Origin of the sequence: Picrophilus oshimae DSM 9789, assembly GCF_900176435.1 — an archaeon.
In the GTDB taxonomy this organism is placed as follows: domain Archaea; phylum Thermoplasmatota; class Thermoplasmata; order Thermoplasmatales; family Thermoplasmataceae; genus Picrophilus; species Picrophilus oshimae.
Genome location: NZ_FWYE01000001.1, coordinates 267424 through 290965, shown reverse-complemented (window position 1 = coordinate 290965; position 23542 = coordinate 267424). Strand labels below are relative to the sequence as shown.

General features: G+C 36.9%; 22 protein-coding genes and 1 tRNA gene. 13 read left to right on the top strand and 10 right to left on the bottom strand.

Annotated elements, in window-relative coordinates:
• The 3 genes from cmk to B8780_RS08255 are packed head-to-tail and all read left to right on the top strand — an operon-like array spanning window position 1 to window position 2190.
• The gene (gene cmk, locus B8780_RS01575; RefSeq protein ID WP_011177467.1) at window positions 1–525 is read left to right on the top strand and encodes a (d)CMP kinase; all 525 of its coding nucleotides are present in this window, start codon (window positions 1–3) and stop codon (window positions 523–525) included.
• A gap of 14 nt (window positions 526–539) precedes the next feature.
• Entirely contained in the window at window positions 540–1589 is a 1050-nt protein-coding gene (locus B8780_RS01570; protein ID WP_084272418.1) for an RNA-guided pseudouridylation complex pseudouridine synthase subunit Cbf5, read from the top strand.
• Window positions 1474–2190, top strand: coding sequence for an NOP5/NOP56 family protein (locus B8780_RS08255; protein WP_236719365.1), 717 nt, complete (start codon window positions 1474–1476; stop codon window positions 2188–2190). Before B8780_RS01570 ends, B8780_RS08255 begins: the two co-directional genes overlap by 116 nt.
• On the opposite strand, the gene purF is transcribed toward B8780_RS08255, so the two are convergent.
• From purF to B8780_RS01550, 3 genes are read right to left on the bottom strand one after another with little or no spacing between them, the layout of a single operon-like run.
• A complete protein-coding gene (gene purF / locus B8780_RS01560; RefSeq protein WP_084272416.1) occupies window positions 2182–3564 on the bottom strand; it encodes an amidophosphoribosyltransferase in 1383 nt (460 codons plus the stop codon). The genes B8780_RS08255 and purF overlap by 9 nt on opposite strands.
• Window positions 3512–3676, bottom strand: a complete 165-nt coding sequence (locus tag B8780_RS01555; RefSeq protein WP_048059459.1) for a 50S ribosomal protein L37e — start codon at window positions 3674–3676, stop codon at window positions 3512–3514. The genes purF and B8780_RS01555 overlap by 53 nt, the downstream gene beginning before the upstream one ends.
• 2 nt (window positions 3677–3678) lie before the next feature.
• Window positions 3679–3927 (bottom strand): LSM domain-containing protein, encoded by a 249-nt coding sequence (locus B8780_RS01550; RefSeq protein ID WP_011177471.1) that lies wholly within the window; start codon window positions 3925–3927, stop codon window positions 3679–3681.
• Between the two features lie 280 nt (window positions 3928–4207).
• On the opposite strand from B8780_RS01550, the gene B8780_RS01545 reads away from it, so the two are divergent.
• The gene (locus B8780_RS01545) at window positions 4208–4738 is read left to right on the top strand and encodes a cysteine hydrolase family protein (protein ID WP_011177472.1); all 531 of its coding nucleotides are present in this window, start codon (window positions 4208–4210) and stop codon (window positions 4736–4738) included.
• Between the two features lie 3 nt (window positions 4739–4741).
• Here the strand turns inward: B8780_RS01545 and B8780_RS01540 are convergent.
• Window positions 4742–4836 (bottom strand) — tRNA-Tyr (locus B8780_RS01540).
• An 85-nt stretch (window positions 4837–4921) separates the two neighbouring features.
• Here B8780_RS01540 and B8780_RS01535 point away from each other — a divergent pair.
• Entirely contained in the window at window positions 4922–6679 is a 1758-nt protein-coding gene (locus B8780_RS01535) for an ATP-dependent DNA ligase (protein WP_048059460.1), read from the top strand.
• Window positions 6680–6681: 2 nt separating this feature from the next.
• Here B8780_RS01535 and B8780_RS01530 read toward each other — a convergent pair whose 3' ends face one another.
• The 3 genes from B8780_RS01530 to B8780_RS01520 are packed head-to-tail and all read right to left on the bottom strand — an operon-like array spanning window position 6682 to window position 9090.
• Window positions 6682–7119 carry a single stranded DNA-binding domain-containing protein gene (locus B8780_RS01530; protein WP_011177474.1) on the bottom strand — a complete coding sequence of 146 codons (438 nt, stop codon included), beginning with the start codon at window positions 7117–7119 and terminating at the stop codon, window positions 6682–6684.
• Between the two features lie 44 nt (window positions 7120–7163).
• Complete coding sequence (locus B8780_RS01525) at window positions 7164–8297, bottom strand: MFS transporter (RefSeq protein WP_011177475.1); 1134 nt, start codon at window positions 8295–8297, stop codon at window positions 7164–7166.
• Window positions 8287–9090, bottom strand: coding sequence for an ROK family protein (locus tag B8780_RS01520; RefSeq protein ID WP_084272415.1), 804 nt, complete (start codon window positions 9088–9090; stop codon window positions 8287–8289). The genes B8780_RS01525 and B8780_RS01520 overlap by 11 nt, the downstream gene beginning before the upstream one ends.
• A gap of 76 nt (window positions 9091–9166) precedes the next feature.
• On the opposite strand from B8780_RS01520, the gene B8780_RS01515 reads away from it, so the two are divergent.
• Window positions 9167–9715, top strand: coding sequence for a D-sedoheptulose-7-phosphate isomerase (locus B8780_RS01515; protein WP_084272414.1), 549 nt, complete (start codon window positions 9167–9169; stop codon window positions 9713–9715).
• A 1-nt stretch (window position 9716) separates the two neighbouring features.
• Here B8780_RS01515 and B8780_RS01510 read toward each other — a convergent pair whose 3' ends face one another.
• Genes B8780_RS01510 through B8780_RS01500 form a run of 3 tightly spaced genes read right to left on the bottom strand, consistent with a single transcriptional unit; the run spans window position 9717 to window position 11976 of the window.
• On the bottom strand, window positions 9717–10535 hold the full coding sequence (locus B8780_RS01510; RefSeq protein ID WP_084272413.1) for an ABC transporter substrate-binding protein: 819 nt from the start codon (window positions 10533–10535) through the stop codon (window positions 9717–9719).
• 22 nt (window positions 10536–10557) lie between these two features.
• Window positions 10558–11481 carry an alpha/beta hydrolase-fold protein gene (locus tag B8780_RS01505; protein ID WP_236719346.1) on the bottom strand — a complete coding sequence of 308 codons (924 nt, stop codon included), beginning with the start codon at window positions 11479–11481 and terminating at the stop codon, window positions 10558–10560.
• A 54-nt stretch (window positions 11482–11535) separates the two neighbouring features.
• Entirely contained in the window at window positions 11536–11976 is a 441-nt protein-coding gene (locus B8780_RS01500) for a molybdopterin-guanine dinucleotide biosynthesis protein B (protein ID WP_236719345.1), read from the bottom strand.
• Between the two features lie 169 nt (window positions 11977–12145).
• On the opposite strand from B8780_RS01500, the gene B8780_RS01495 reads away from it, so the two are divergent.
• From B8780_RS01495 to psmB, 7 genes are all read left to right on the top strand, one after another.
• On the top strand, window positions 12146–13117 hold the full coding sequence (locus B8780_RS01495) for a class I SAM-dependent methyltransferase (protein WP_161939665.1): 972 nt from the start codon (window positions 12146–12148) through the stop codon (window positions 13115–13117).
• A gap of 65 nt (window positions 13118–13182) precedes the next feature.
• Window positions 13183–14157, top strand: coding sequence for an ABC transporter permease (locus B8780_RS01490; protein WP_084272409.1), 975 nt, complete (start codon window positions 13183–13185; stop codon window positions 14155–14157).
• A gap of 2 nt (window positions 14158–14159) precedes the next feature.
• Complete coding sequence (locus tag B8780_RS01485; RefSeq protein ID WP_161939664.1) at window positions 14160–16307, top strand: ABC transporter permease; 2148 nt, start codon at window positions 14160–14162, stop codon at window positions 16305–16307.
• On the top strand, window positions 16304–18466 hold the full coding sequence (locus tag B8780_RS01480; protein WP_084272407.1) for an ABC transporter ATP-binding protein: 2163 nt from the start codon (window positions 16304–16306) through the stop codon (window positions 18464–18466). The genes B8780_RS01485 and B8780_RS01480 overlap by 4 nt, the downstream gene beginning before the upstream one ends.
• A complete protein-coding gene (locus B8780_RS01475; protein WP_084272406.1) occupies window positions 18463–18804 on the top strand; it encodes a hypothetical protein in 342 nt (113 codons plus the stop codon). Before B8780_RS01480 ends, B8780_RS01475 begins: the two co-directional genes overlap by 4 nt.
• A gap of 88 nt (window positions 18805–18892) precedes the next feature.
• Entirely contained in the window at window positions 18893–22777 is a 3885-nt protein-coding gene (locus B8780_RS01470; protein WP_084272405.1) for an ABC transporter substrate-binding protein, read from the top strand.
• Window positions 22778–22886: 109 nt separating this feature from the next.
• A complete protein-coding gene (gene psmB, locus B8780_RS01465) occupies window positions 22887–23519 on the top strand; it encodes an archaeal proteasome endopeptidase complex subunit beta (RefSeq protein WP_011177487.1) in 633 nt (210 codons plus the stop codon).
• Window positions 23520–23542: the final 23 nt, after the last annotated feature.

The window sequence follows — 23542 nt, the reverse complement described above, 5'->3', positions numbered from 1 at the left end:
ATGCGTATAACAATAAGCGGCAAAAGCGGCTCAGGAAAGACTACAGTTGGCCGTTTACTTGCCGATAAATTACATTATTCATTTATTTCCGGTGGTTACTTCTTCAGGAAAAAGGCAGAGGAATTTAATATGAACCTTCTGGAATTTAATAAATACAGTGAGTCGCATCCGGAGATTGACTATGAGCAGGATAAAATGCTTTTAAATTTTCTTAAAAATAATGATAATATAGTTTTAGAATCAAGGTTATCATCATACATTGCATATACAAACAATATTGAAGCATTTAAGATTTATTTATACGCCTCAGATGATATTCGTTACAAAAGGTTAATGGAAAGGGATAAAACAGACATTTTAACATTAAATGAAAGATACAGGTCAGAGATTTTAAGGTACATGGAGTTCTATGGTATAGATTACAATAATTATATTTATTATGATATTATAATAGACACAGATAAAAAATCACCAGATGAGATTGTTAATGATATTATTGAATTCAAAAAGATAAAATGCAGGTAAACAATACAAAATAAATGAGTAATTTAAATGGTTTCATTGTTGTAGACAAGCCGAAGGGGCCCACGAGCCATCAGATAGATTCATGGATTAGAGATATCACTGGTGAGCCCAGGGTAGGTCATATAGGCACACTGGATCCTGGAGTTTCCGGAGTGCTTGTCATGGCCCTGGGCAAGGCCACAAAGTTAATAGACATAGTTCACAGGGAATCAAAGGAATACGTCTCAGTTTTAAGAACATACGATAAATATGACTATGATTCCATAAAAAGTGTTTTTAAGGAATTCACCGGTAAAATATACCAGATACCCCCTGTAAGATCCGCGGTTTCCAGGGAACTCCGCATAAGGGAAATTTACAATCTTGAACTGCTTGAAATGGATGAGAAACTCGTCCTTTTTAAGGTTTGCTGCGAATCCGGAACATATATAAGAACACTGTGCACAGATATAGGTTATGTTCTTGGTTCCGGAGGCCAGATGGCGGAGCTCAGGAGAACAAGAACCGGCCCATTCGATGAATCCATGTGCCATACACTGCAGGAGGTAAGTGATGCATTTAAATTAAAAAGCATGGGAAACGAAAAATTATTTAAAAATATATTTATACCAATGGATTTCATATTTATTAAATACCCAAAGGTCATTGTAAAGGAAACGGCATTAAAAAACATAGCACATGGTTCTGATATATACCCTGCAGGCATACATGCAATTACCGGCAGTCCAAAAAAGGGGGACGTGGTTGCAGTTTACACCGAGAAAAATGAGCTTATTGCCACTGGTACAATGATGGTAAATGCCGATGAAATATATGATCTTAAGGTAATTGATATTGATAATGTCTTGATAGAAACCGGTGATAATGATGGAAAAGATTCTTTGGTACGGAAAGATAATAGATGGAAAGATATACCTGTTCAAAAACCTGAGAGAAAACTACATGGCAATCTTCAGGGATCTCAGGAATGGAAGGATACCGGAAACAGAGGAAATCCCAAGCGGGGAGGTACCGGATCTAAGGGATTTTCTTCTGGATTTCGAAAGAGAAAGGCTAAAAGATGAATTCTCAGGTGACCAGTATTTAATAAAGCTATATTCGATAAAAAAGGAAATAAATGAGATAATAAACCTGTACCTTGAAAAATTGATACCTTTCTTTCAAATGCTTGATGTTAAATACAGTAAGGATCCATGCACCTTCTTCAAATCAATATCAGGAAACGAGATAGAAAACTCACTTGGATCATTTGGCAGCTCATTATGTGATTTCAGGACATATCTTGATGATTACATAAAGAAGAAAATGCAGGATTACATGCCAAATACAATGTCATTGCTTGGTTACGATTTAACAATGGAGTACCTTGTCAGAAGCGGCGGCTTGAAGAATCTCATTAAATATCCTGCAAGCACACTTCAAATTTTGGGTGCAGAGAAATCGTTTTTCAGATTTTACGGCACGGGAAAAACCCCAAAGCATGGAATCATATTTAACTATCCAGGTCTTGCATCACTGCCTGCAAAATCTCGTGGAAAGCTTGCAAGAATAATATGCAACAAGCTTGCGATAACATTAAAGATGGACTATTATAAAACAGGGAATAATTTGAACTACAAGGATTTAATAGATAAAAAGATGGCAGAGCTAAAAAAATTAAGATAATGGAACATACTCTGGATAGATACCTGTTAAACAGCTAATGCATATGCTTTTTATTCCTATGGCCTGTTTAAGACCATCTATTGACAGGTACGCCAGGGAATCCGCACCTATCTCATTTTTTATACTTTCTATTGTTTTATTTGCAGCTATGAATTCATTCTTTGTCTTCATATCAACACCATAGAAGCATGGTGCGGTTATCGGCGGGGAGCTTATTCTAACATGAACCTCACTGGCCCCGGCATCCCTGACAATTTTAACTATGTATTTCATTGTATTTCCACGTACTATGCTGTCATCAACAAGGACTATCCTTTTATTTGATATTTCTGATTTTATTGCATTCAATTTTATCTTTATTGCTGCAAGCCTGCTTTTTTGATCGGGCATTATAAATGTCCTTTCTGAATATCTGTTCTTTATAAGACCCTCGCTGTATGGTATTCCCGTGGCCTTTGAAAAGCCAAGCGCCTGGGCCCTTCCAGAGTCCGGAACAGGAACAACGACATCGGCATCAACAGGCGATTCAACGGCAAGCCTCATGCCCATCCTGACCCTGGCCTGAAAGACCTCTATATTGTCTATTATGCTGTCAGGTCTGGCAAAGTAAACGTATTCAAACATGCAGTGTGAGACGTCACCATCTAATTTAAAAATGGTTTTGTAAGAATTGTTAAAAACCTCTATAACCTCACCGGGTTCAACATTTTTTATTGTCTCTCCAGATAATGCATCAATGGCACAGGTCTCTGATGCTATTATATAACCATTAAATGTTCTGCCAAGGACCAGGGGCCTAAAACCAAACTTATCCCTTATGGCATAAAGCCTGTCATTTATCATTAATACTGCAGCATATGCGCCCTTTAAACGCTCCATGCCCCTTTTAATACCCTCATTGATTCCATATCTTGATATCTCCTTGACAAATTCTATTAACATTACCTCTGTATCACTGGAGCTTGTGAAGATGTATCCATCATGCTTTAATTCCTCCCTTAGTTCATGCTCATTTGTTATCTCACCATTATGTGTTATGCCTATGTATCCAAGGGAGCATGATATAACAAAAGGACCTGCATTTTCTATGCCCTTTGATCCCGAGGTTGAATACCTGTTATGGCCTATACCAACAATTCCAGGCATTGGATCGGCATTTTTAAAAACCTCACTGACAAGACCCATGCCCTTTTTAACGTGGATCTTTCCATCGTATGTTATTATTCCAGAGCTCTCCTGGCCGCGATGCTGCAATGACCTGAGACCGGCTATAATACTTGAATATACGCCGTCGCCGGAAAAGCCGATGACGGCACAATCCTCATTTACTTTTTGCCCAGTTGTAATGTCTGATTCTTGGGGCTGGGAATCCACAGTATGAGCACCTCTTTTCCCTTACATGGTATGAGTTATGCCCGCACCTCCTGCATCTTATGTGTACCTTTTTATTGTTCATTTTTCCCATTGATGGTGTTCCTGTCGTCATTTTTAATCACTCCTTGAAGGTGAAACAAATATTATATTATCTCCTCTTACAAGCATCTTCTCAAAAACACCCTTGTTCTCGCCATTTATCGTCTCTGAAACGTTTGAAAGAACAACATTCATGTATATATCATAGCCCTCAAGTGTTCCAGAGTACGTTCTGTTTCCCTTTACATCGACCATGATATTTTTCTCCAGTGAATTCTTCAACACGTCCATGGGTTTTGAAACATAAGCTGTTTTATTAGCCATAATATCCAGGCTCTCATTATAAGATTATATATAACCTTTACTGAGAGTATTGACATTTTACAGATCATTTTAAATGAGGCTGACCGGCCTGGATCCATGGTTAATTATCTTTTTATTTCCATGGATAAATAATTACGTGGTCAAATACAAATCAGAAATTGACAGGTTATTGCCGCAAATAATTTAATTACAATAATTTTTCTTTTTATTATTAATTTTCCAATAAACATTTACGAACATCTGTTCGAAAAATATTTATCCAATCCGGTCATAATTATCCATGGACGTCCTAATTGTAATAGATATGCTAAACGATTTTATCCACGGTGCACTTAAAACAGATGAGGCATTGAAAACCGTTGGGCCAGCATCAAGGGTTGTAGAGATCTTTCATAATAAAAATCTTCCTGTGATATACGCATGTGATTCACATAATAAATACGATTTTGAGATGAAATTATGGGGAGAGCATGCCATGAAGAATAGCTGGGGATCAAAAATAATAGATGAATTAAAGTTAAATCCAGGTGATTTTATAATAGAAAAGCATTTTTACAGTGCCTTCCATGATACAAACCTTGATGCAATATTAAATTATTTAAATGCGGGGCGCCTCTTTTTAATAGGCCTTGATGCAGATATATGCGTGAGGCACACAACAGCAGATGCATTCTACCTTGGTTATGAAACGATAATTATTAAAGATGCTGTTGCAGCAAGGATAGATAAAAACTGGGAGGATTACTACAAAAGGGTTTACGGCTCTAAAATAATAACATTGAATGACCTTGAGGAATCAATAAAAAACTAGAAGTCCCGGCTTCCGGATTCGAACCAGAGACCTACGGATATCTGCGTTTGCAGAGACATCTCTACAGTCCGTCGCTCTACCAACTGAGCTAAGCCGGGACAAATACCAGATTTAAACATAGAATATAAATTTTAACATTCTTAAAATAAGGAAAGATTAATAAATAATATGTTATATATAAATATGGATTTCTCGGATGTTGCATCATACTTCTCAAGGATGGAGGAAACAACAAAACGTTTGGAATTAACATCAATACTTGCTGAGCTTTTTAAAAGATCAGGTGATGATTTAAAAAAGCTTGTCTATCTTGTACAGGGCAAGCTAATGCCGGATTACTTGGGCATAGAGCTTGGGCTTTCAGACAAATTGATAATAAAATCGCTTTCAAAGGCGTCGGGCAGATCAGAAGAGGATATAAACAGGATCTTCTCGAGGCTTGGCGATCTTGGCTCCACAGCAGAGGAAATAAGCTCATCTGGAATTCAAAGGCCACTTCTAAAGGAAAGTTTAACAGTCGATTATGTTTACAACCAGCTTATTAAGATCTCAGGTTATACAGGTCACGGAAGCATAAAGACAAAGATGGATGCATACATAGATCTTTTAATAAACTCGGGACCCATGGAGATAAAATACATAACAAGGATAATAACTGGAAAATTAAGGCTTGGCGTTGCAGATTCAACAATACTTGATGGCTTAATAGAGGCATTTTCAGAGAAAAAATACGCAGATGATATAGAAACAGCGTATAATTTTCACCCGGATCTTGGCTACATTGCAGAGAACCTAATGATGGGAAATATAAATGAACTTTTAAATGCCGGTCCGGTTCCATTAATACCATTTAAGGTCATGCTGGCAGAGAGGCTTCAATCAATTTCTGATATAAGAAATAAGATGGGGCACAATGCATCATATGAATATAAATACGATGGCCTCAGGACACAGCTGCACTTCCTTAAAGGCGGGATAAAGATATTTTCCAGGGGTCTTGAGGAAACGACATCAAGCTTTCCTGACATTGTTCAAAATTTTAAGTCATATTATTCATTTGATTCGTGTATAATAGATGGTGAATCAGTGCCATACAATCCGGAAACAGGTGAATTATATCCATTTCAAATGGTTTCAAAGCGTCGTGGGAGAAAATATGAACTAACAGAAAAAACCAGGGAGGTGCCAATTGTCATGTTTATATTTGATATATTATATTTAAACGGTAAATCCCTTGTTAATCTGCCATATCCTGAAAGGAGATCAATACTGGAGAAGAATTTTAAGGAAAACGAGTACTTTAAGCTTGCAAAAAGAATAGTTTCAGATGATGAACACGATATAATGAAATTCTTTGAAAGATCAATAGAGGAGGGCTGTGAGGGTATAGTTGCAAAGAGTAACGGCATAGATTCAATATACAGGGCAGGTGCCAGGGGCTGGTTATGGATAAAGTTTAAGAGGGACTACCAGAGTGAGCTTTCTGACTCCCTGGATCTGGTTGTTGTTGGTGCATTCGACGGCCATGGACGTAGAAAGGGAACATTTGGGGCTCTTTTGCTGGCATGCTATAACAGCAAAGATGACACATTTGAAACGGTATGCAAGCTTGGCTCGGGCTTTACAGACGAAATGCTATCTGAAATGCCAAGGCTCCTTGGGGACAAAATCGTTGAAAAGAAGCCTGCAAGGGTGAACTCATCAATGGAACCGGATCACTGGATATATCCATCACTTGTTCTTGAGATACGCGGTGCTGAAATAACAGTTAGCCCTGTTCATACCTGTGCAATGAACATCATAGAAAAGGGCTCTGGCCTTGCATTAAGGTTTCCAAGGTTAATAAAGCCAAGGGATGATAAAAAGCCAGAGGATGCAACAACAACAAATGAGATTATAGAAATGTATAAGGCACAGAAAAAGGTTATTGAGAAGAGTTAAATTTACTCTTCATCATCATATTTTCTAAAATTCCTGTTTCTGTAATTGTTATTTTTCCTGTAATTATTGTTTCTGTAATTGTACTGGTTTTCGTACTCCTTCTCACTCATGTCAAGATCTTCATTTGCCTCTATTTCATCATCTGTCTGAGAAAGGGAACCGTATTTTCCAACGTTTAATCTCATGTGACCTCTTAGTAATGAAACGTAACCGTTGTCTATTCTCAATGCCACAGCATCCTTTACATTATCTGCCTGTTCATTCCAGAGCGTTAATGTAATCTTTCCTGTGTCATCTGCTATAACAACCTCTGTTACCGCCTTGTCCTCTCCAAATCTTGTCTTAATCTCCTTTGGCTCACTCACTGACACTACCTTCCCAACAACGTTTACACGCCTTGAAGAAGGGTTTAGATCCTTTATCTTGGTTATTTCTTCCATTCTCTTACTTCCTTTAAAAGCAAGTAGATATTTTTATTTAGTATTTAAAGGTATCTGGTATGAATTCTTAACTTCAAAATTGGTATTGTTAAAACAATCATCGATGTCAATGATATAAATATAAACGGTATATAAAATGAATGATAAATTGAATATAAAAAACCTATAATGATTGGCGATATTGTTCCGCCAACCTGGGAGCTGAAGTTTATTATTCCGCTTGATGATGCTATGTTTTTATCACCGCCACTGAAATCAGAGGCCATTCCCATGGATGGTCCTGCATAGATGCCGTACATAATTCCGGTGAAAAATGATAGCAAAAATATGTATTTTTTTAGATAATTCAAAAACATTATAATAAAATCCATAATAATAACTGGTATTATCGATAAAATTGATTTATTGATACCGAGTCTTGACGATATAATACCGCCTATGGGTGATGTTATTAGGCCCCCTGAGGCGGGAATCCATGCATATATGTATGCATTTTTATAATTTACAATACCAGTGTATACTATAAACGTTGTAAAGATTGCTGCAAAGCCAATATATGAAAAACCTGCTGAAAATCTTATCAATGCAACGTATACTATATTTCTATCTATCCTGCCCGGCGGTCTTTTAAAATCTTTATAATTCATAAAAAGTATGTTTAATATTAATGCAATGATTAACAGGATCATTATAAAATAGAAGGAAAAATCAAAGCTTATATCAAAGGTTCTTAATACAAGGTATTCACCCAGTGAGGCGCCTATAAAGAATCCCGTCTGATATATTCCCACGCTTTCCGCTCTTTTCTTTAATTCACTTGCTGCCTGAACAATTGCGGTATCAGACACATAAACCATGGCCGATGCGGCCCCAATAAATACCTGTATCAAAAAATAGCATAAATACGATCTAAAAAAGTAAAATCCGGTGAATAATAAAACCATTGCAAAAAATGATAATCTTGCGGATAATGAAATTCCAATTCTGTCTGCAATTATGCCTGATGGTATCTGCATAAATGTATATCCTATCCAGTATGCCGTTACAAGAAGCGATCCAAGGTATACATTTATATTAAGATTTGATATAATAAATGGTAGAAGAACAGGCACAAAGAAGCGGAGCGTGGAATTCATTATAAATGAAACAAGTGCAGTTCCTATGATATTAATCTTCATACAGGGCTGCCGCCATGCTTGAATAAACACCAATATCGCTTCCAAACCTTGATGGTAGTATTTTCATATCGTTTATTGAGAACTTTCTGAATTTTTTATATAGTAATGGATAAAACTCATTGTACCTGTATGTAAAGACACCGCCTATAACCGCCATTTCAAATGCAAAGGTGTTTGCAAGGAATGCAAGCAGATACCCAAGATGCTCCATGGATTTTCTTACAGCGTATTTCTCACCGTATATTTTTGCCATGTCGTTTAAACCGCTGCCGCTGCATATGTAATCATAGTTTAGCCCTGATTTAATGGATAATTTATTATAGCCTATCTCAAGGCTTTTATCATTTATGTAAGGTCTTCCATTTATTATAAAACCTGCCCCAAAACCGGTGCCAAAGGTCATAAATGTCATGTTCCTTGAATTAATGCCATTACCCCATCTCCACTCTGCTATTGTTGAAGATAATGCATCATGCATGATGTTTACAGGTACATTAAACCTTTTTTCAAGTATACTCTTTAAATTAACATGCCAGAATCCAGGCAGGTGTGGTGGTTCAAGTATGATTCCATTTTTATAATCAAGCGGGCCTCCTATGCTGACGCCGATTCTATCTATATTATAATTTAAAATCCAGGAATCTATTATATCTGAGGCCGCGTTTATTTCATCCTTGTAACTATTGGCATAGCTCCTGAACTTATTTACAGAAATAATCTTTATATTATCATTGTATTCCACAAGTACAAGTGATGTGTTTGTTCCACCTATGTCAAATCCTATAAAATACATTGATAAAAAATGCCAATGATTATTATAAGCTTTTTACATTAATAAAAGTATTTAAATAATTCGTGTATTTATTTCCATGGATATAAATTCTTACATAGAAGATGATATAAACATGCTTAAATCGATTGATATTAAAGCAATAACAAGAATTGCAGATTTAATAATAAAAACCATTGAAAACAATGGCAAAATAATATCATTTGGAAACGGCGGCTCATCTGCAGATGCCGATCATTTAACAGCGGAGCTCAATGGGCATTTTTTAAGATCACGGTCGGCCCTACCTGCAATATCCCTGTCCAATGGATCAGTAATAACGGCCATATCAAATGATTACGGCTATGAAAATGTATTTTCAAGGCAGATCGAGGCCTTATGCAACGAAAATGACTGTGTAATAGGAATAACAACGTCAGGAAGATCAATAAATGTAATAAATGCATTGAAAAAGGCCAGGGATAAAAATGCAATCACAATTGCAATGACAGGTTCAAACCATGAGCTTTTAAAAAACATATGCAATGAAGTAATATATGTAAATTCAGACAAAACGCCAAACATCCAGGATATTCATACAGCGATTATACATATTATATCATATATTATAGATGAGCATTTTTATTAATTTATAATCTTTTTATTGACTTGTATACATTATCCGCCCAGGGTATTACCTCCCTGAAAAACGATGGTCCATGATGTGCAAAGAAGTCGAGCTTGCCCGGGGTTATGAAAACGTTTCCATTTCTGACTGCACTTATATTATGCCAGTCCCTGTCATTTATAATTTTTTCCATATCCTTTTCATTGAAATCACGGTACATCTTATGTTCATATATTATAACGTCTGGATCCATGGTTTTAACAAATTCAAAATCGGGATAAAGCCATTCAGCATCGTATTTCATGTATATGGTTTCAAAGCCAAGAAAATAAAGTGCATCCGTAATATAGCTCATGGAGCCAAAGGTTACCGGGCCCCCAAGATCCATTTCAAAGTATGTTTTTATCTTTCCATCATTTATTTTTATATTTTTACTTAATGAGGAAACGAGATCCCTTGCCTCCTTTTTTCTGTTAACAACTATGCCTATCCTGTTGATCATATCAAGTATGCCAAACATTGAAGATGGTAGTTCAAACATATAGGTTTTGAACTTATCATTTAATTTATTGTAAAGTATTTCCTGGTAACCGCCAATTGTTAATATAATATCTGGTTTCAATTCCTCAAGGACATCAATTCTTGTCGTTGAATAACTTGCAAGCTTCCTCTTGTTTTTTGCACCCTCTGGTCTTGCACAGAATGCGGAATCAGCTATGATGTTATCGCCAAGGCCAAGGTCGAAAAGCGTTTCGGTAACAGCAGGGCTGAATGAAACAATTCTTTTTAAATCATCATTTAAAATTATCTCGGAGCCGTTTTCCATCTTTAATTTTCTCATTAAAAAATGATGTTATCCTTGTTTAAAAAGTATTCTTAAACCTTTCAACGAAGTATGGCAGGGAAAACTCGTACCTCTTGCTGTTGCCAAAGTGCCCGCCATTGAACTCCAGGTAGCAGTGTTCTATGTTATTCTTTAAAAGCTTGCTGTGCATTGTTCTAAGCCCTATGAATAAATTGTACTCATCCTTTAGGCCAACGTCCATGTATATTGAAAGCCTTCTAAGCTCATTTAGATATTTTTCTATATTCTTTGCCGGATCGTAATAAATCCATCTGTTCCAGACATCGTTTTTAAAAGATCCGTTCTCATTATCAAATGGAAGATCAAAACCATGATCATTGTAAGAATAAAATGCGGACATGCCTATTATGTTTAATGTTCTTATTTCATCATCGCTTATATCAGATTTGCCTGATGTTTCAGATATAAAATCATCTATTGATTTATCCCTTAGATATTTATAGGCAACCGGTATATCTGGTATGTAAACGTACTCAAAGCAGCTATCACCAAAATGATCTGCAAAACCGTTTATTATATCACTGTGCCTAACGGCAAGGTTGTATGCACCGAAGCCGCCGGAGGATTTCCCGAATAAAACGGTCTTATCTGTATGAAACATTTCAGATACCTCTGGTATTATCTCATTGATTATGAAATCCTCGTAGTTACCAACCTCAGGAGAATTCATGTACTGGTTAACATGAAATCTTGTTGAGAAATCTGGATTTATAATTACCGAATTCTCAATTTTCCCATTTTTGTAAAGCTTTGTTATTATCTCTGAAAACCTGTTGTTTAATTTAGGCGTTCCGTTAAGGCCTGCAAGCTCTATAAAAAGTATTCCATGATCAACATGATCCGGGTAAAAAACCAGTATATCCCTCTCATCGCTATCATTTAATTTATTACCTTTTAATGCCCTGCTTTTTATTCTTATCATTTTTTTATTTAACATTTTAATGGTAAATTGCAAAATTGGATATACAATTTATCATTAAATACCCATTATTTCTATTATTTTATCTATTTCTTCCGGATATTTTATTCCATCCATGAATTCCCTGTTTGTGGTATTTATAATGAAATCATATCCGTACTTTTTATATTCGGCATCTCCAAGCAGTAGAAATCTTGTTGAATCCCTGTAATCCCTGAAACCCTCAATAAAAACAATGTCGCCATCGTTTATGATATTTTTTATATCATATCTTTTTCTTTCCATCCTGTATGTTCTTGTTGGAGTCAGTCCATAGGTTATGTATGCGCCTGCACTTTCCATCCTCCATGTATCTTTGCCATTAAAATCCAATGATATGTTGTCATGTATATTTTTTATATATACTATTTTATATTTGTCTGAAAATCTTGAGATTAAATCATATATCAACGTTGTTTTTCCGGAGCCAGAAGATCCAAAAAATGAGTAAACCTTCATGGAGAAAAATAGCATCATTAAATAAAAATTTAGAGACTTTTGTAATAATTATAAATTTTAAATTAAAATTTTTTAGAGGCATATAAATTTAAACAATTAATACTATTTATTAAATATTAATTATTAAATAAAAAATGATGCTTATATATAAAACATTAATTATATGCCAATGCTTGCCCATGCTATAAAGGTCGAAAAACATGATATAAAGACGCTTAAGAGAATAGAGAGATCAGGCATTGTAAACAGGGATCTGGTTTATGATCACGATGAAGATTACATCTATGTTCCAGTTATAAAAAATATAGATGGTTCAATAAGTCATGATTTCAAGGAGAAGAACAGCATAAAAACCATGTTAAAAAATGAGATGGAACGAAATGGAATAAAGAATTATCCTGAAAAATGGGTGAGAATAGGCTCATCAATAATAATAAAAAATACCAGGCATGAGAAAATTATTGGAAGCATACTTGCAGAAATACTTAATGTTTCCTCAGTTTACATGGAAACAGGCAGGATCCATGGCGATCTTAGAAAACCATCGTTAAAGTTGATATATGGCAGTGGTGGTGAGACATTACATCTTGAAAATGGCGTTAAATATCTATTAGATCCTGAGAAGGTGATGTTCTCACCTGGAAATATAAATGAAAGATCAAATATATACGAAGACCTGAATGGCAAGGTTTTTATGGATATGTTTGCCGGCATAGGATATTTTTCCATTCCAGCATTAAAATATAAAAGGCCTTCAGGCGCAATACTATGCGATATAAATCCTGAGGCCATAAAATTTTTAAAGAGAAATATTGAAATTAACAATATAAAAACCAGAGTAGAGATATTCAACTGCGATTCCAGGTTAATATCATCGAAAATAAAGGCAGATTATATAATGATGGGTAATTTTAAATCAATAGAATTTCTTCCGCATGCGCTATCTCATATAAAAAACAATGGTAAAATATCAATGCATTACCTAACAGATAAGAATTATATTAAAAATTCGTATGAACCAATAATTAAAAAGGCAAGAAGTTATGGATATAATCTCACTTTGTATGATTATCACAGGGTAAAATCTGTATCCCCATTTTTTTATCACGTTAACGCAAGGTTTAATATATCAAAGATATAAAAAGTCTGCATGATACTACTCCAATAAAAAAAATTAATATACCATATTTTATATAGTTAATATATATGAATACGTACCTTATCATAAGGAAGATAATACAGGATATATCATTAGTTCTGTTCGTCCTGGTGGTTCTTTACGTGCTATTCAGGGCCATTGGTAACCCTGCATTAATACTTCTGCATGGATTAAAGCATCCATCACCAGGTGAGTTAAAAATTATTGAGGCGGAGTTAGGTCCACTGGCCGGTCCTATCAATTTCCATGATTTTTTGATATATCTTGGCGATATGTTAACATTTCACTTTGGCAAATCTGTTTACAGCCAGGAATCAGTTGCACTTGAGGTTGAATCTGCACTTCCATACACATTATTACTGTTCGGTATAGCAGCAGTTATATCATTTATCATAGGCATACCTGCCGGCATAGCAACATCCTTCTTAAGGGGCAAAAAATCAGAGACGGGCCTAATAACAACAGCAACGATCCTTAACTCAATACCGTTCTTTGTTCTTGCAATACTGGTCTTTGTTTACTTTGCAGGTTATTATCACATCTTTCCATTAAGGGCGGTTTTCCCGATAACAGATATAACGCATCCAACACTTGCAGGTCTTAGCAATGCCTTTTATCATCTTGTTATGCCTATTACCGTGCTTGCGGTAATAGAGATCATGGGCCATTTATTAACGACAAGGGCTGCCATGGTTTCTGTTCTTGGAGAGGATTTCATAACAACGGCCCGCGCCAAGGGCGTCAAGGAAGGAGATATAATGTTCCATCATGCTGCAAGAAATGCCATGGTACCAATATCAACCAGAATGGCCCTTGAATTTGCGTTTCTTATGAGCGGTGCAGTCATAGTTGAGGTTATATTTACGCTGCCTGGGATGGGCACATTGCTCTATGATGCGGCAATAAAGGATAATATAACCGTGGCCCAGGGAGCATTATTTGTTATAACATTAGTTGTTATACTTGCCTACTCTCTTGTTGATTTTATACATGCATGGATAGATCCAAGAATAAAGGTGTAATTATGGCCGAGGAAAGTTACAGAAAAAAGAGGTTAAAGTTCAGGATTGCGCAGTTTAAAAAACAGTGGAATATTTTTTATAAATCTGTATACGGCAGGGTTGGATTTTATATACTTGTTGGATTCATAGTTATAACTGTACTATCTCCATTGATAATACAGCATAGCGACCCTGTTACATACATAGCTCCTCCTGAGGATTTTTATGTTGCGTCAAATCAGTTAACATCGCATCTCTCTTTTAATCCGGAGGTATCAGGCTCATTGATGAAATTAACAGCAACATCATCAACACCAGAGGGCAGCTATCTGGTTTTTGGTGCTGGCCATACCGGAACATCGTATGCTCTATACGGCCTCTCGGTTAACAATGGCAGGGAATACAAACTTTTTAACATCTCATCGGCGCCGCTGGGCCTAAGGGCATTCACCGTTGGGGATTATAATAAATATGCAATAGCCGGTGTTCTATCATTAAATACATATTTACTTGTTTATACAAACAATGATGTTTACATAGCAAAGATAAACTGGTCAGGATCAAGCTACGGCTCAGGAACACCAAGCGCATCGGTTTCAACAATACACGAAAAGAATATAATATACTCAACAACAAGCGCAATGTCATATCACGAGAGCTATTCAGGAATTCCAAATTTCAATGAAATATGCAATCCTGCATATATATTTACAGTAAACAATAATGGAACATATCATTTAAATGAGTACACGCTAACAGGTTCAATGGTATGGTCAAAACCAATTAATAACCTAAATAATCCACATTTCATATACTATGGCTCACTTCTTGGCAATTCAAATGCATACAATGATGGTGGTATTATAATATCATCAGGTAACAGAATCATGTTTTACAGTGTTAACGGCACGGAAATCTATAATAAAACAGTTCCTGTTAATGTTTCAGGAATGTACATCCCTTTAGCCTACAATGAAGGCCTTAATAAATATAATTCATTATTCTTCTATGGCAATAACAGCGTTTACTCATTAAATCTTGTGAATTTCACATTAGGCAGTGTATTTAAGGGCAATTCTAAAATCACGGGAGTTTCATCAACGGCCGGAGAATCAGGATTTCCATCGACCTTTGTGGTCACAACATCAAAGAACATATATCTTCTATCAGGTCCTGGAAGAATTCAAAGAACCGTGGCATCACCATTTTATATAAGTGGAATAGTTCCTGATTATGGTTCAAGCACATTTCTATTATATGATAACTCAACCGGTGACTTTGTTTACATGGAGTATTTATCAAGCAAGGATCCATTTGGCTGGGGCCTTGATCTAAAGGAAAAGATATCCAATCCTGAGTTCCTGCTTAATTCAAAGACAGCAGGTGAATCAATAGCCTTTGTATCATCATCGAATTTCTATTTATATTCAACTGCAGGTAAGGATATAAATCCATTACCGCCAACATTTCATACTTTATCAGGCAATTCATTCCCGCTGGGAACAAACTCAGAGGGCAATGATGTCTGGTCATTATTCATCGGAAGCTTTCCAATAGATCTTGAGGTTGGCTTCGTTGTTGGCATAGCAATATTAATAATAGCCGCAATAATATCAATGTTTATAGGCTATTTCTCAGGAATGGTGAGTGCGGTCATAGAAACAATAACACTTGCAATATACCTTATACCAGGGCTGCCATTTCTTATAGTAATGGCAAAGATTCTTGGCCCAAGCATTCCAAACATTATATTAATACTTACATTCCTTGGATGGGAATTTGCAACTTTTACATTGATAGGTGTTGTCCGTGGTATAAAATCAAGGACGTTTGTTGATGCAGCAAAGGTTTCAGGTGCAAGCACAATGCAGATATTAAGAAGGCATATGTTTCCCAACATGGGTCCGCTGCTCGTTTATATAACAGCAATAAACATCGGCGGTGCTGTTGGCTCAGTTTCAACACTGGAGATCCTTGGACTTGCACCTTTAACGGTTCCAACATGGGGTGGAATGCTAAGCGGTTTCTACTCAGATTTCTTTGATCTTGCCATAGCGCCATGGTGGTTTATACCACCAATAGTTGCAATTACGCTTTTTATAATGGCATTTATATTTATAGCCAGGGGTCTTGATGAGGTTGTTAATCCCAGGGTCGGTGGTAGAAGATGATCGAAATAGAAAAAGAAAAGCAAAATGGGGAATCAATACTAAGCATTAAAAACTTCTCTGTTAATTTTGATACCTATGACGGCACGGTTCATGCACTTGATGATATAAACATAGAGCTTGTTGAGGGTGAGAGCCTTGGCATACTTGGTGAATCCGGCTCAGGTAAGAGCACCCTGGCAACTGCCATAATGGGCTTATTACCATCAAATGCACATGTTAGTGGTAGCATATCATTTAGGGGCAATGAGTACATAAATTCTACAACTGTAAACCCACCAAGGAAAAAACTATCAAGATCGCAGATAAAAATGCTTAGTATAAACCTAAGAAACATGCGCTGGAAGAATATATCAATGGTCTTCCAGGGCGCAATGAACTCTTTCAATCCTGTTTATACAATAGAAAAGCAGATCAAGGAGGTTTACAAAATACATACAGATCTTAGCGATGATGAGATAGATAAAAGAGTTGTTGAGACAATAAAATATGCAGGTTTAAATCCTGCTGTTCTGAAGGCATATCCACATGAATTATCAGGTGGAATGAAGCAGCGTGCGGTTATAGCCATGGCACTTGCATTGAACCCAGATATAGTGATAGCCGATGAGCCAACAACAGGTCTTGACGTTATAACACAGGCAGAAATTATAAGCCAGTTAAAAAAACTAAAGAGCGAGGGAAAAATAAAAAATTTAATAATAATATCACATGATATTGGTGTTATATCCCAGCTTGCAGACCACGTTGCCGTTCTTTATGCAGGAAAAATAATGGAGTACGGTACCGCACGTGATATATACATAAATTCGAGGAATCCATATTCAATAGAGCTTTTGAGGAGCTACCCAAGCATTAAAAATGCAAGGAAAACGGTTCATGGAATACCCGGAAGCCTTCCGGATCCAATCAATGTTCCGAAGGGCTGCCGCTTCTATGAACGCTGCCCATACAGCAGTGATGTGTGCGGTCAATCAGAGCCACCCATTGTAACAATTGATGATGTGCATTACAGCAGGTGTTTCTTTGCAAACGAATTGAAAAAGCACGAATCAAATATAAATGAAGATTATGAAAACAATATTAAATTCGGGGAAGACGTATTAAATGTAAATGACCTTGTTACATACTTCTCATTGAAAAAATCATTATCAGGCAAGCTGTTCTCAAGAAATGATCTATTTGTCAGGGCGGTTGATCATGTCTCTATAAATATAAGACAGGGCGAAATTCTTGGAATAGTTGGTGAATCCGGCTCAGGGAAAACAACGTTTGCAAGGACAATAATAGATTTAATAAAACCAACAGCCGGTGATATAGTATATATCTTCGATAATAAAAAGATAGATATAACAAAGATTGAAAATAAAGATGATTATTCATTATTTAGAAGAAGTACCCAGATGATCTTCCAGGACCCATACGATTCATTAAATCCAAAGATGACCGTTTTTGATATTATATCAGAACCAATAATAGCGCACAGGATAACAAAGGATCCAGATGAAATGGTCAAAATGGTGAAAAATATATTGAAAACGGTATCACTGACGCCACCGGAAAATTACCTTGAAAGGTATCCTCATGAACTATCAGGCGGTGAAAGGCAGAGGGTTGCAACGGCACGCGCACTGGTTCTTGGCGGGGTTAAATTCCTTGTTGCAGATGAGCCAACATCAATGCTGGATGTCTCGTTAAGGGCAGGATTCATGAATCTTTTAAAGGAGATAAGGAACAAAACAAATCTGTCAGTGCTTTACATTTCACACGACATTGCATCTGTTTATTATCTATCGGATTACATAATGGTTATGTACCTTGGTGTTGCCGTTGAATATGGAAAGGCCAGTGATATAATAAACAATCCGGAGCATCCATACACAAGGGCACTTATAAGGGCAGTTCCTGTACCAACACCAGACTGGAATCCAGGAAACATCGGCATCATGGGTGAGATAGGCAATGCAATCAATGTTCCGAAGGGCTGCCGCTTCTATGAAAGATGTTTGTACCGTGAGGTGAAATGCAAATATGAAAAACCAGAATACCAGAGGATAGGCGATCACTGGTATCTGTGCCATTTCTCGCCGGAGGAGCTTGATTCAAAGATTAACTGGAGCCAGAGAGATCTAAAAATGATAATATCACCAATGATAAGATGAACGAAATAAACAAAACAAGGCTGAAATACGCTGCAATACCTCTATTTATATTATTATTTTTAATCCTTATACCGCTGCCATTTTACTTTTTTTATCATTTTGAATACTTCAGTTACATGCCCGTAATCCTTTTTATAGCGGGCATAACAGTAATCTTTGGCGGCGCCTGGTCAAGCTTTGGTGCAAAATCATATATAAAGGACGTTTTTAGAACAGGTCTGCCATTTAATGAAGGTGATCTTAACTATATTTATAAACAGCAATTAATAATGACACTTATATATATAGGTATTGGACTAATATATATAATTTTTGCATTTCTAATTAGTTTTTTATAATTACTATAGTAGATTCCTTTTAAATTTATATGAAAAGTATATATGTATTAGAAAAAGATTTAAATATTGTTTTTTTAATTAACATATAATGTCAGAAAGTGACTATCGAAAAAAGTTTAAAAAGTATATGTTAATAGCAGCGGTTCTGATAGTCTCCCTGATATTTGTTGCAGAGGGTTTTGGAGCAGCAATTCCAGGGCAGACATCAGCGCCAGCCGTGGCAAAGAATGCAGGTCCAGCACCATATACATATCCGACCACAACAATGCAGGAACCTGGATATACAAATGGTACATATAAGATAGGAGAGATTGGAAACATAAACTATATAAACATCTGGGACGCAAGCACGGTTTGTGATTTCATGCTTCTTGATGAGATATATGATTCGGCCACAAACTTCCTGCCAAATGAATCAATATCACCATGGCTTGCAACATCATGGTCAGAATCAAAGGCACCTGCAAACATGACGGCATTCTCACCATTTACACTTCAGAATGAGCCTGTTAAATACATATGGACTGTCCATATAAGACCTGGTGTACAGTGGCAGGACTGGACACCACAGAATGCAAATGACACATACTGCTTCTCAAACCACACATACTATTATAATCCAGAAACAGGTCAGAAGGTATATCATAACTACACATTATTCAAATCGATGAAAATGAAGACATACTATGTTCAGGCTGCAGACTTTATACTTTCATGGGAAATATTAAATGAATCACAGGATTACTCCGGAGAGTACTATGATGTTGTAAATATAATACCTGTTAATAACCTAACAGTTGAATTCTTAATGTCTGGACAGAGCAGTATATTTGTACTCGATACACTTGAAACACCGATATTGCCATATCATATATGGGTAAAGCATGATTATGCATCAACACCAGGTCTCTGGAACTACACACCGAATCTTCCCGCTTCGGAATCATATAATGCCTGGAATCTTGGATGGAATCCGACAACCGGCTATGCACCGGGACTTGTTGGATCCGGGCCATTCATGATGTATGCCGGATATGGAATGCCACACGGTGTCTGGCTTCCAAGTGATTACTGGCAATTATATGTAAATCCACATTACTTTGTACAGTACAACTCATCATTAAAGCAGTACACACCTAAGATATACTCAATAAAGGATATCTACTTTGCATCATATTCTCCGGCTGTATCTGCAATGGCGAAGGGTGAGATCTATTCAATAATGTTACCACCACCACCAACGTTTTTGCCAACGTTAAAGACAATACCAAATACATATATATATGAAAAGCCAGGTACCGGTTACGGCTACATGCAGATAAACTCGTACAAGGCTGATGCACCTTATAATATAACACAGTTCAGGCAGGCATTAAACTATGCAGTAAACAAACAGTACATAGCAAGCGTTATAGATGAGGGTTACGCAACACCCGGAGCATCAATTGTGCCAACATCAGATGCACTTTACCATGATTCAAATGTGCCAACATATCCATATAACCCAACACTGGCATATAACATGATATCAAAGATACCTGGATTTAGCAAGGATAGCGCAGGTAACTGGCTTTATCATGGAAAGCCTGTAACGGCAACAATACAGATAACCGTTGCAAGTGAGGATCCACTTGGTGTTGAAGGCGCAGAGGTCATAGCAAAATCATGGGATTCAATAGGAATACCGACAACCGTCAAGCAGGAATCATTCACAACGCTGGTATCAAACCTTGTTGGTTTAACACCAAGCACGCCGAATACATTTAATGTTATATCACTTGGTATATCAGGAATAGTTTCAAATCCTGTTGGCTTCTTTGAGGATACATACGATACAACTGGCATAGGAACCGGTTTCTATTTGGGTCCGTTTACATCAATGTATTACAATGGATCATTGAGAAACACAACTTACATGACAAACCTGATGAATAACCTTGTAACAAAAATGCTTTCAACTGTTAGTGTGGCCCAGTCAGTAAAAATAGGCGATACAATACAGTTCATAGGTGCAAACGAATCAACATTGATAAACCTTGGATACGGCGTTGATTTAATACCAATAAACAATGCAACATACACAGGCATAGTTAAGGATACACTTGGTATAGGTGGCTTCTGGTACTGGAACTTCTTCTCACTGCATAAGAGGGTTGTTGTTCCGGTCGTAAAGGTTCCAAAGAAGGTTGAGCAGCAGCTTGAGGTCTCTGTATTTAATACACACAGAATATTCTTGAATGGCCAGTATGGAAACATAACGATACAGGTAAGAAACCAGTTTGGCCAGCCAGTATCAGGCGCAAATGTTGTTATAGGATACAACCCGCAGGGTGCATTATTAAATATAACATCGTACAGTGGAACAACAAACTCACTTGGACAGTACAGGTTTGAATTCAAGGTTCTTCCACAGAATGATCTTATATACACAAATGACTATTTATCAACCATAAACGTATCTGCATCGGCAACAATGTCCAATGCTGTAAGCGGTATAGGTTACACTGATATAGATGTGCTGCCATATGCAATAGCATACAAGACATCGAATTTACCCGAGTTAATAAATGGCACTGGCTACAGGATGTTTAATATAACAATAGTAAATCCAATGACGGATAAACCGGTATCGGGATATGCATACACTGTACAGGTCCTAAATGCCTCAATAATGGCAAAGGCCTACGGCAATGAAATAGTAAAGAACGTGACATCTATATGGCCATACGGTGTAATAGTCGGCCTTAACAGCACAGGTGCGCCAATAATGTCAACGAATCTAACAGAGATATCAGGAGTGACAAACAGCACCGGAAACATAACATTGATGCTTAAGGTAAATCCAGACTTTAACTTCAAATTAAACGGAGAATACTCTGAAGAATACATATTCATAGGAGATTACGCCGCAGGAGCACCATTATCAGGCGAGGCACCTTACGATGTTCTCGGAGAGGTAACATCGTCATTTAATCCAAGCGGCTTTGGTGTTGTCCAGCCATTCGAGATGCCAGTAATGGTAACAAACCAGACAAATCATTACAACATAAAGGTAAATGTAATGAACCAGGTTACTTCGTACAACGGAGTTTCAACAATAATGGTAACAGTAATGAACGGCTCAAAGCCTGTACCAGGATACAAGGTAACATTAACGGCACAGAATGCACTTGGTGCAAACCGTGGATACTTCATAGGTGGACTCGGCAACGGATTCAATCCAAACCAGTACTTCGGATCAACATCAATGCCTGAGATAACATTAACAACGAATGCCAGCGGAGTTGCAATGGCAAATCTATCTACCGGATTATACAAGCCGGTTATGGTAAATGGCTCCGTGGCCTCATTTGAGGGCATGTCATACACGTCAAAGTATATAATACCATTCGATGAATTCGAAATAGGTGTCTGGGGAGCAAACTATGTAAATCAGACATACGTATGGGCAGATGAATTCCATTACAATTCAACGTTACATCCACTGAACCACCCGGTGGTAAATGCATACATACAGGGCTCAACAATATACAACGGTGTTCAGATCTTACCGGCAAACAACACATACACAATGTTCGTAAATTCAACATATGACTCAATGGCAGGTCCATATGCATCCGATGTACCATTCAATGTTAGCGTTAACATAGGAAAAGTATCGATAACATCGGCCAGCACAGGATCATCTGGATCATACTCATTAACATACAATGCGCCAAACGTTTCAATAGTAACAGAGGTAACATTAACAATAACGTACAAAAATGGAACGGATCCAACAACAGTAGAGCACTTCTATCTGGTTCCATCCTACGTTGTAACGCATACAGTAACAAAGAAGGTAACAGTTACACAGAAGGTTACAAAGGATGTTACACCAGTAATAGACTATGCAATAATGGGCATACTGGCAGTTATAGCAGTGATCTTCATAGCATTATTTGCAGTGGAACGCGGTAAAAAGGGTAAATAAATTTTATAAATTTTGATTTTTTAACTTTTTAAGAAAAAATTTAATAATCTTTTATGATTTAGGTATTGCAAGCGATTTTTGTTTTATAAAAATCACAGGAAGTGTTAGTATGGAGGTATTAAAAACAGGTACAACAACGGTTGGTATTACAGCCGGGGATTACGTTATCATGGGAACTGACAGCAGGGCAACAATGGAAAATTTCATATCAAATAAAAACGCTCAGAAGCTTTATCAGATAGATAATTACGCTGCAATGACCATAGCAGGCCTTGTCGGTGATGCACAGGTACTGGTAAGGTATATGAAGGCAGAAATGGAACTGTATCGCGTTCAGAGAAAGGTCAGCATGCCAATTGATGCGGCTGCAACGTTGCTATCAAACATGCTAAACCAGACAAAGTTCTATCCTTACATGGTTCAGCTCCTTGTTGGGGGCTATGATACAAAGCCACATATATTCTCGATAGACGCAGCCGGTGGCTCAGTTGAGGACATATATGCAAGCACCGGATCAGGATCTCCATTTGTCTACGGTGTCCTTGAGGCAGAATACCAGAAAAACATGTCATTAGATGATGGCATAAACCTTGTGATAAAGGCAATAAGTGCCGCAAAGCAGCGTGATTCCGCCTCTGGAAACATGCTTCAGCTTGGCGTTGTAGATCCAAAAAAGGGCTTTTATTATCTATCCGAGGATGAGATACTCTCAAGGTTAAAGAAATTAAAGCTTCAATTATAAAATTTTTAGAAATTTTTTAGGGT

Bases quoted from the DNA above. Each gene is read 5' to 3' on its own strand.
- cmk (WP_011177467.1), top strand. From the start codon at position 1: ATGCGTATAACAATAAGCGGCAAAAGCGGCTCAGGAAAGACTACAGTT.
- B8780_RS01570 (WP_084272418.1), top strand. From the start codon at position 540: ATGAGTAATTTAAATGGTTTCATTGTTGTAGACAAGCCGAAGGGGCCC.
- B8780_RS01555 (WP_048059459.1), bottom strand. From the start codon at position 3,676: ATGACGACAGGAACACCATCAATGGGAAAAATGAACAATAAAAAGGTA.
- B8780_RS01550 (WP_011177471.1), bottom strand. From the start codon at position 3,927: ATGGCTAATAAAACAGCTTATGTTTCAAAACCCATGGACGTGTTGAAG.
- B8780_RS01545 (WP_011177472.1), top strand. From the start codon at position 4,208: ATGGACGTCCTAATTGTAATAGATATGCTAAACGATTTTATCCACGGT.
- B8780_RS01535 (WP_048059460.1), top strand. From the start codon at position 4,922: ATGGATTTCTCGGATGTTGCATCATACTTCTCAAGGATGGAGGAAACA.
- B8780_RS01530 (WP_011177474.1), bottom strand. From the start codon at position 7,119: ATGGAAGAAATAACCAAGATAAAGGATCTAAACCCTTCTTCAAGGCGT.
- B8780_RS01525 (WP_011177475.1), bottom strand. From the start codon at position 8,297: ATGAAGATTAATATCATAGGAACTGCACTTGTTTCATTTATAATGAAT.
- B8780_RS01520 (WP_084272415.1), bottom strand. From the start codon at position 9,090: ATGTATTTTATAGGATTTGACATAGGTGGAACAAACACATCACTTGTA.
- B8780_RS01515 (WP_084272414.1), top strand. From the start codon at position 9,167: ATGGATATAAATTCTTACATAGAAGATGATATAAACATGCTTAAATCG.
- B8780_RS01510 (WP_084272413.1), bottom strand. From the start codon at position 10,535: ATGAGAAAATTAAAGATGGAAAACGGCTCCGAGATAATTTTAAATGAT.
- B8780_RS01505 (WP_236719346.1), bottom strand. From the start codon at position 11,481: ATGATAAGAATAAAAAGCAGGGCATTAAAAGGTAATAAATTAAATGAT.
- B8780_RS01500 (WP_236719345.1), bottom strand. From the start codon at position 11,976: ATGAAGGTTTACTCATTTTTTGGATCTTCTGGCTCCGGAAAAACAACG.
- B8780_RS01495 (WP_161939665.1), top strand. From the start codon at position 12,146: ATGCTTGCCCATGCTATAAAGGTCGAAAAACATGATATAAAGACGCTT.
- B8780_RS01490 (WP_084272409.1), top strand. From the start codon at position 13,183: ATGAATACGTACCTTATCATAAGGAAGATAATACAGGATATATCATTA.
- B8780_RS01485 (WP_161939664.1), top strand. From the start codon at position 14,160: ATGGCCGAGGAAAGTTACAGAAAAAAGAGGTTAAAGTTCAGGATTGCG.
- B8780_RS01480 (WP_084272407.1), top strand. From the start codon at position 16,304: ATGATCGAAATAGAAAAAGAAAAGCAAAATGGGGAATCAATACTAAGC.
- B8780_RS01475 (WP_084272406.1), top strand. From the start codon at position 18,463: ATGAACGAAATAAACAAAACAAGGCTGAAATACGCTGCAATACCTCTA.
- B8780_RS01470 (WP_084272405.1), top strand. From the start codon at position 18,893: ATGTCAGAAAGTGACTATCGAAAAAAGTTTAAAAAGTATATGTTAATA.
- psmB (WP_011177487.1), top strand. From the start codon at position 22,887: ATGGAGGTATTAAAAACAGGTACAACAACGGTTGGTATTACAGCCGGG.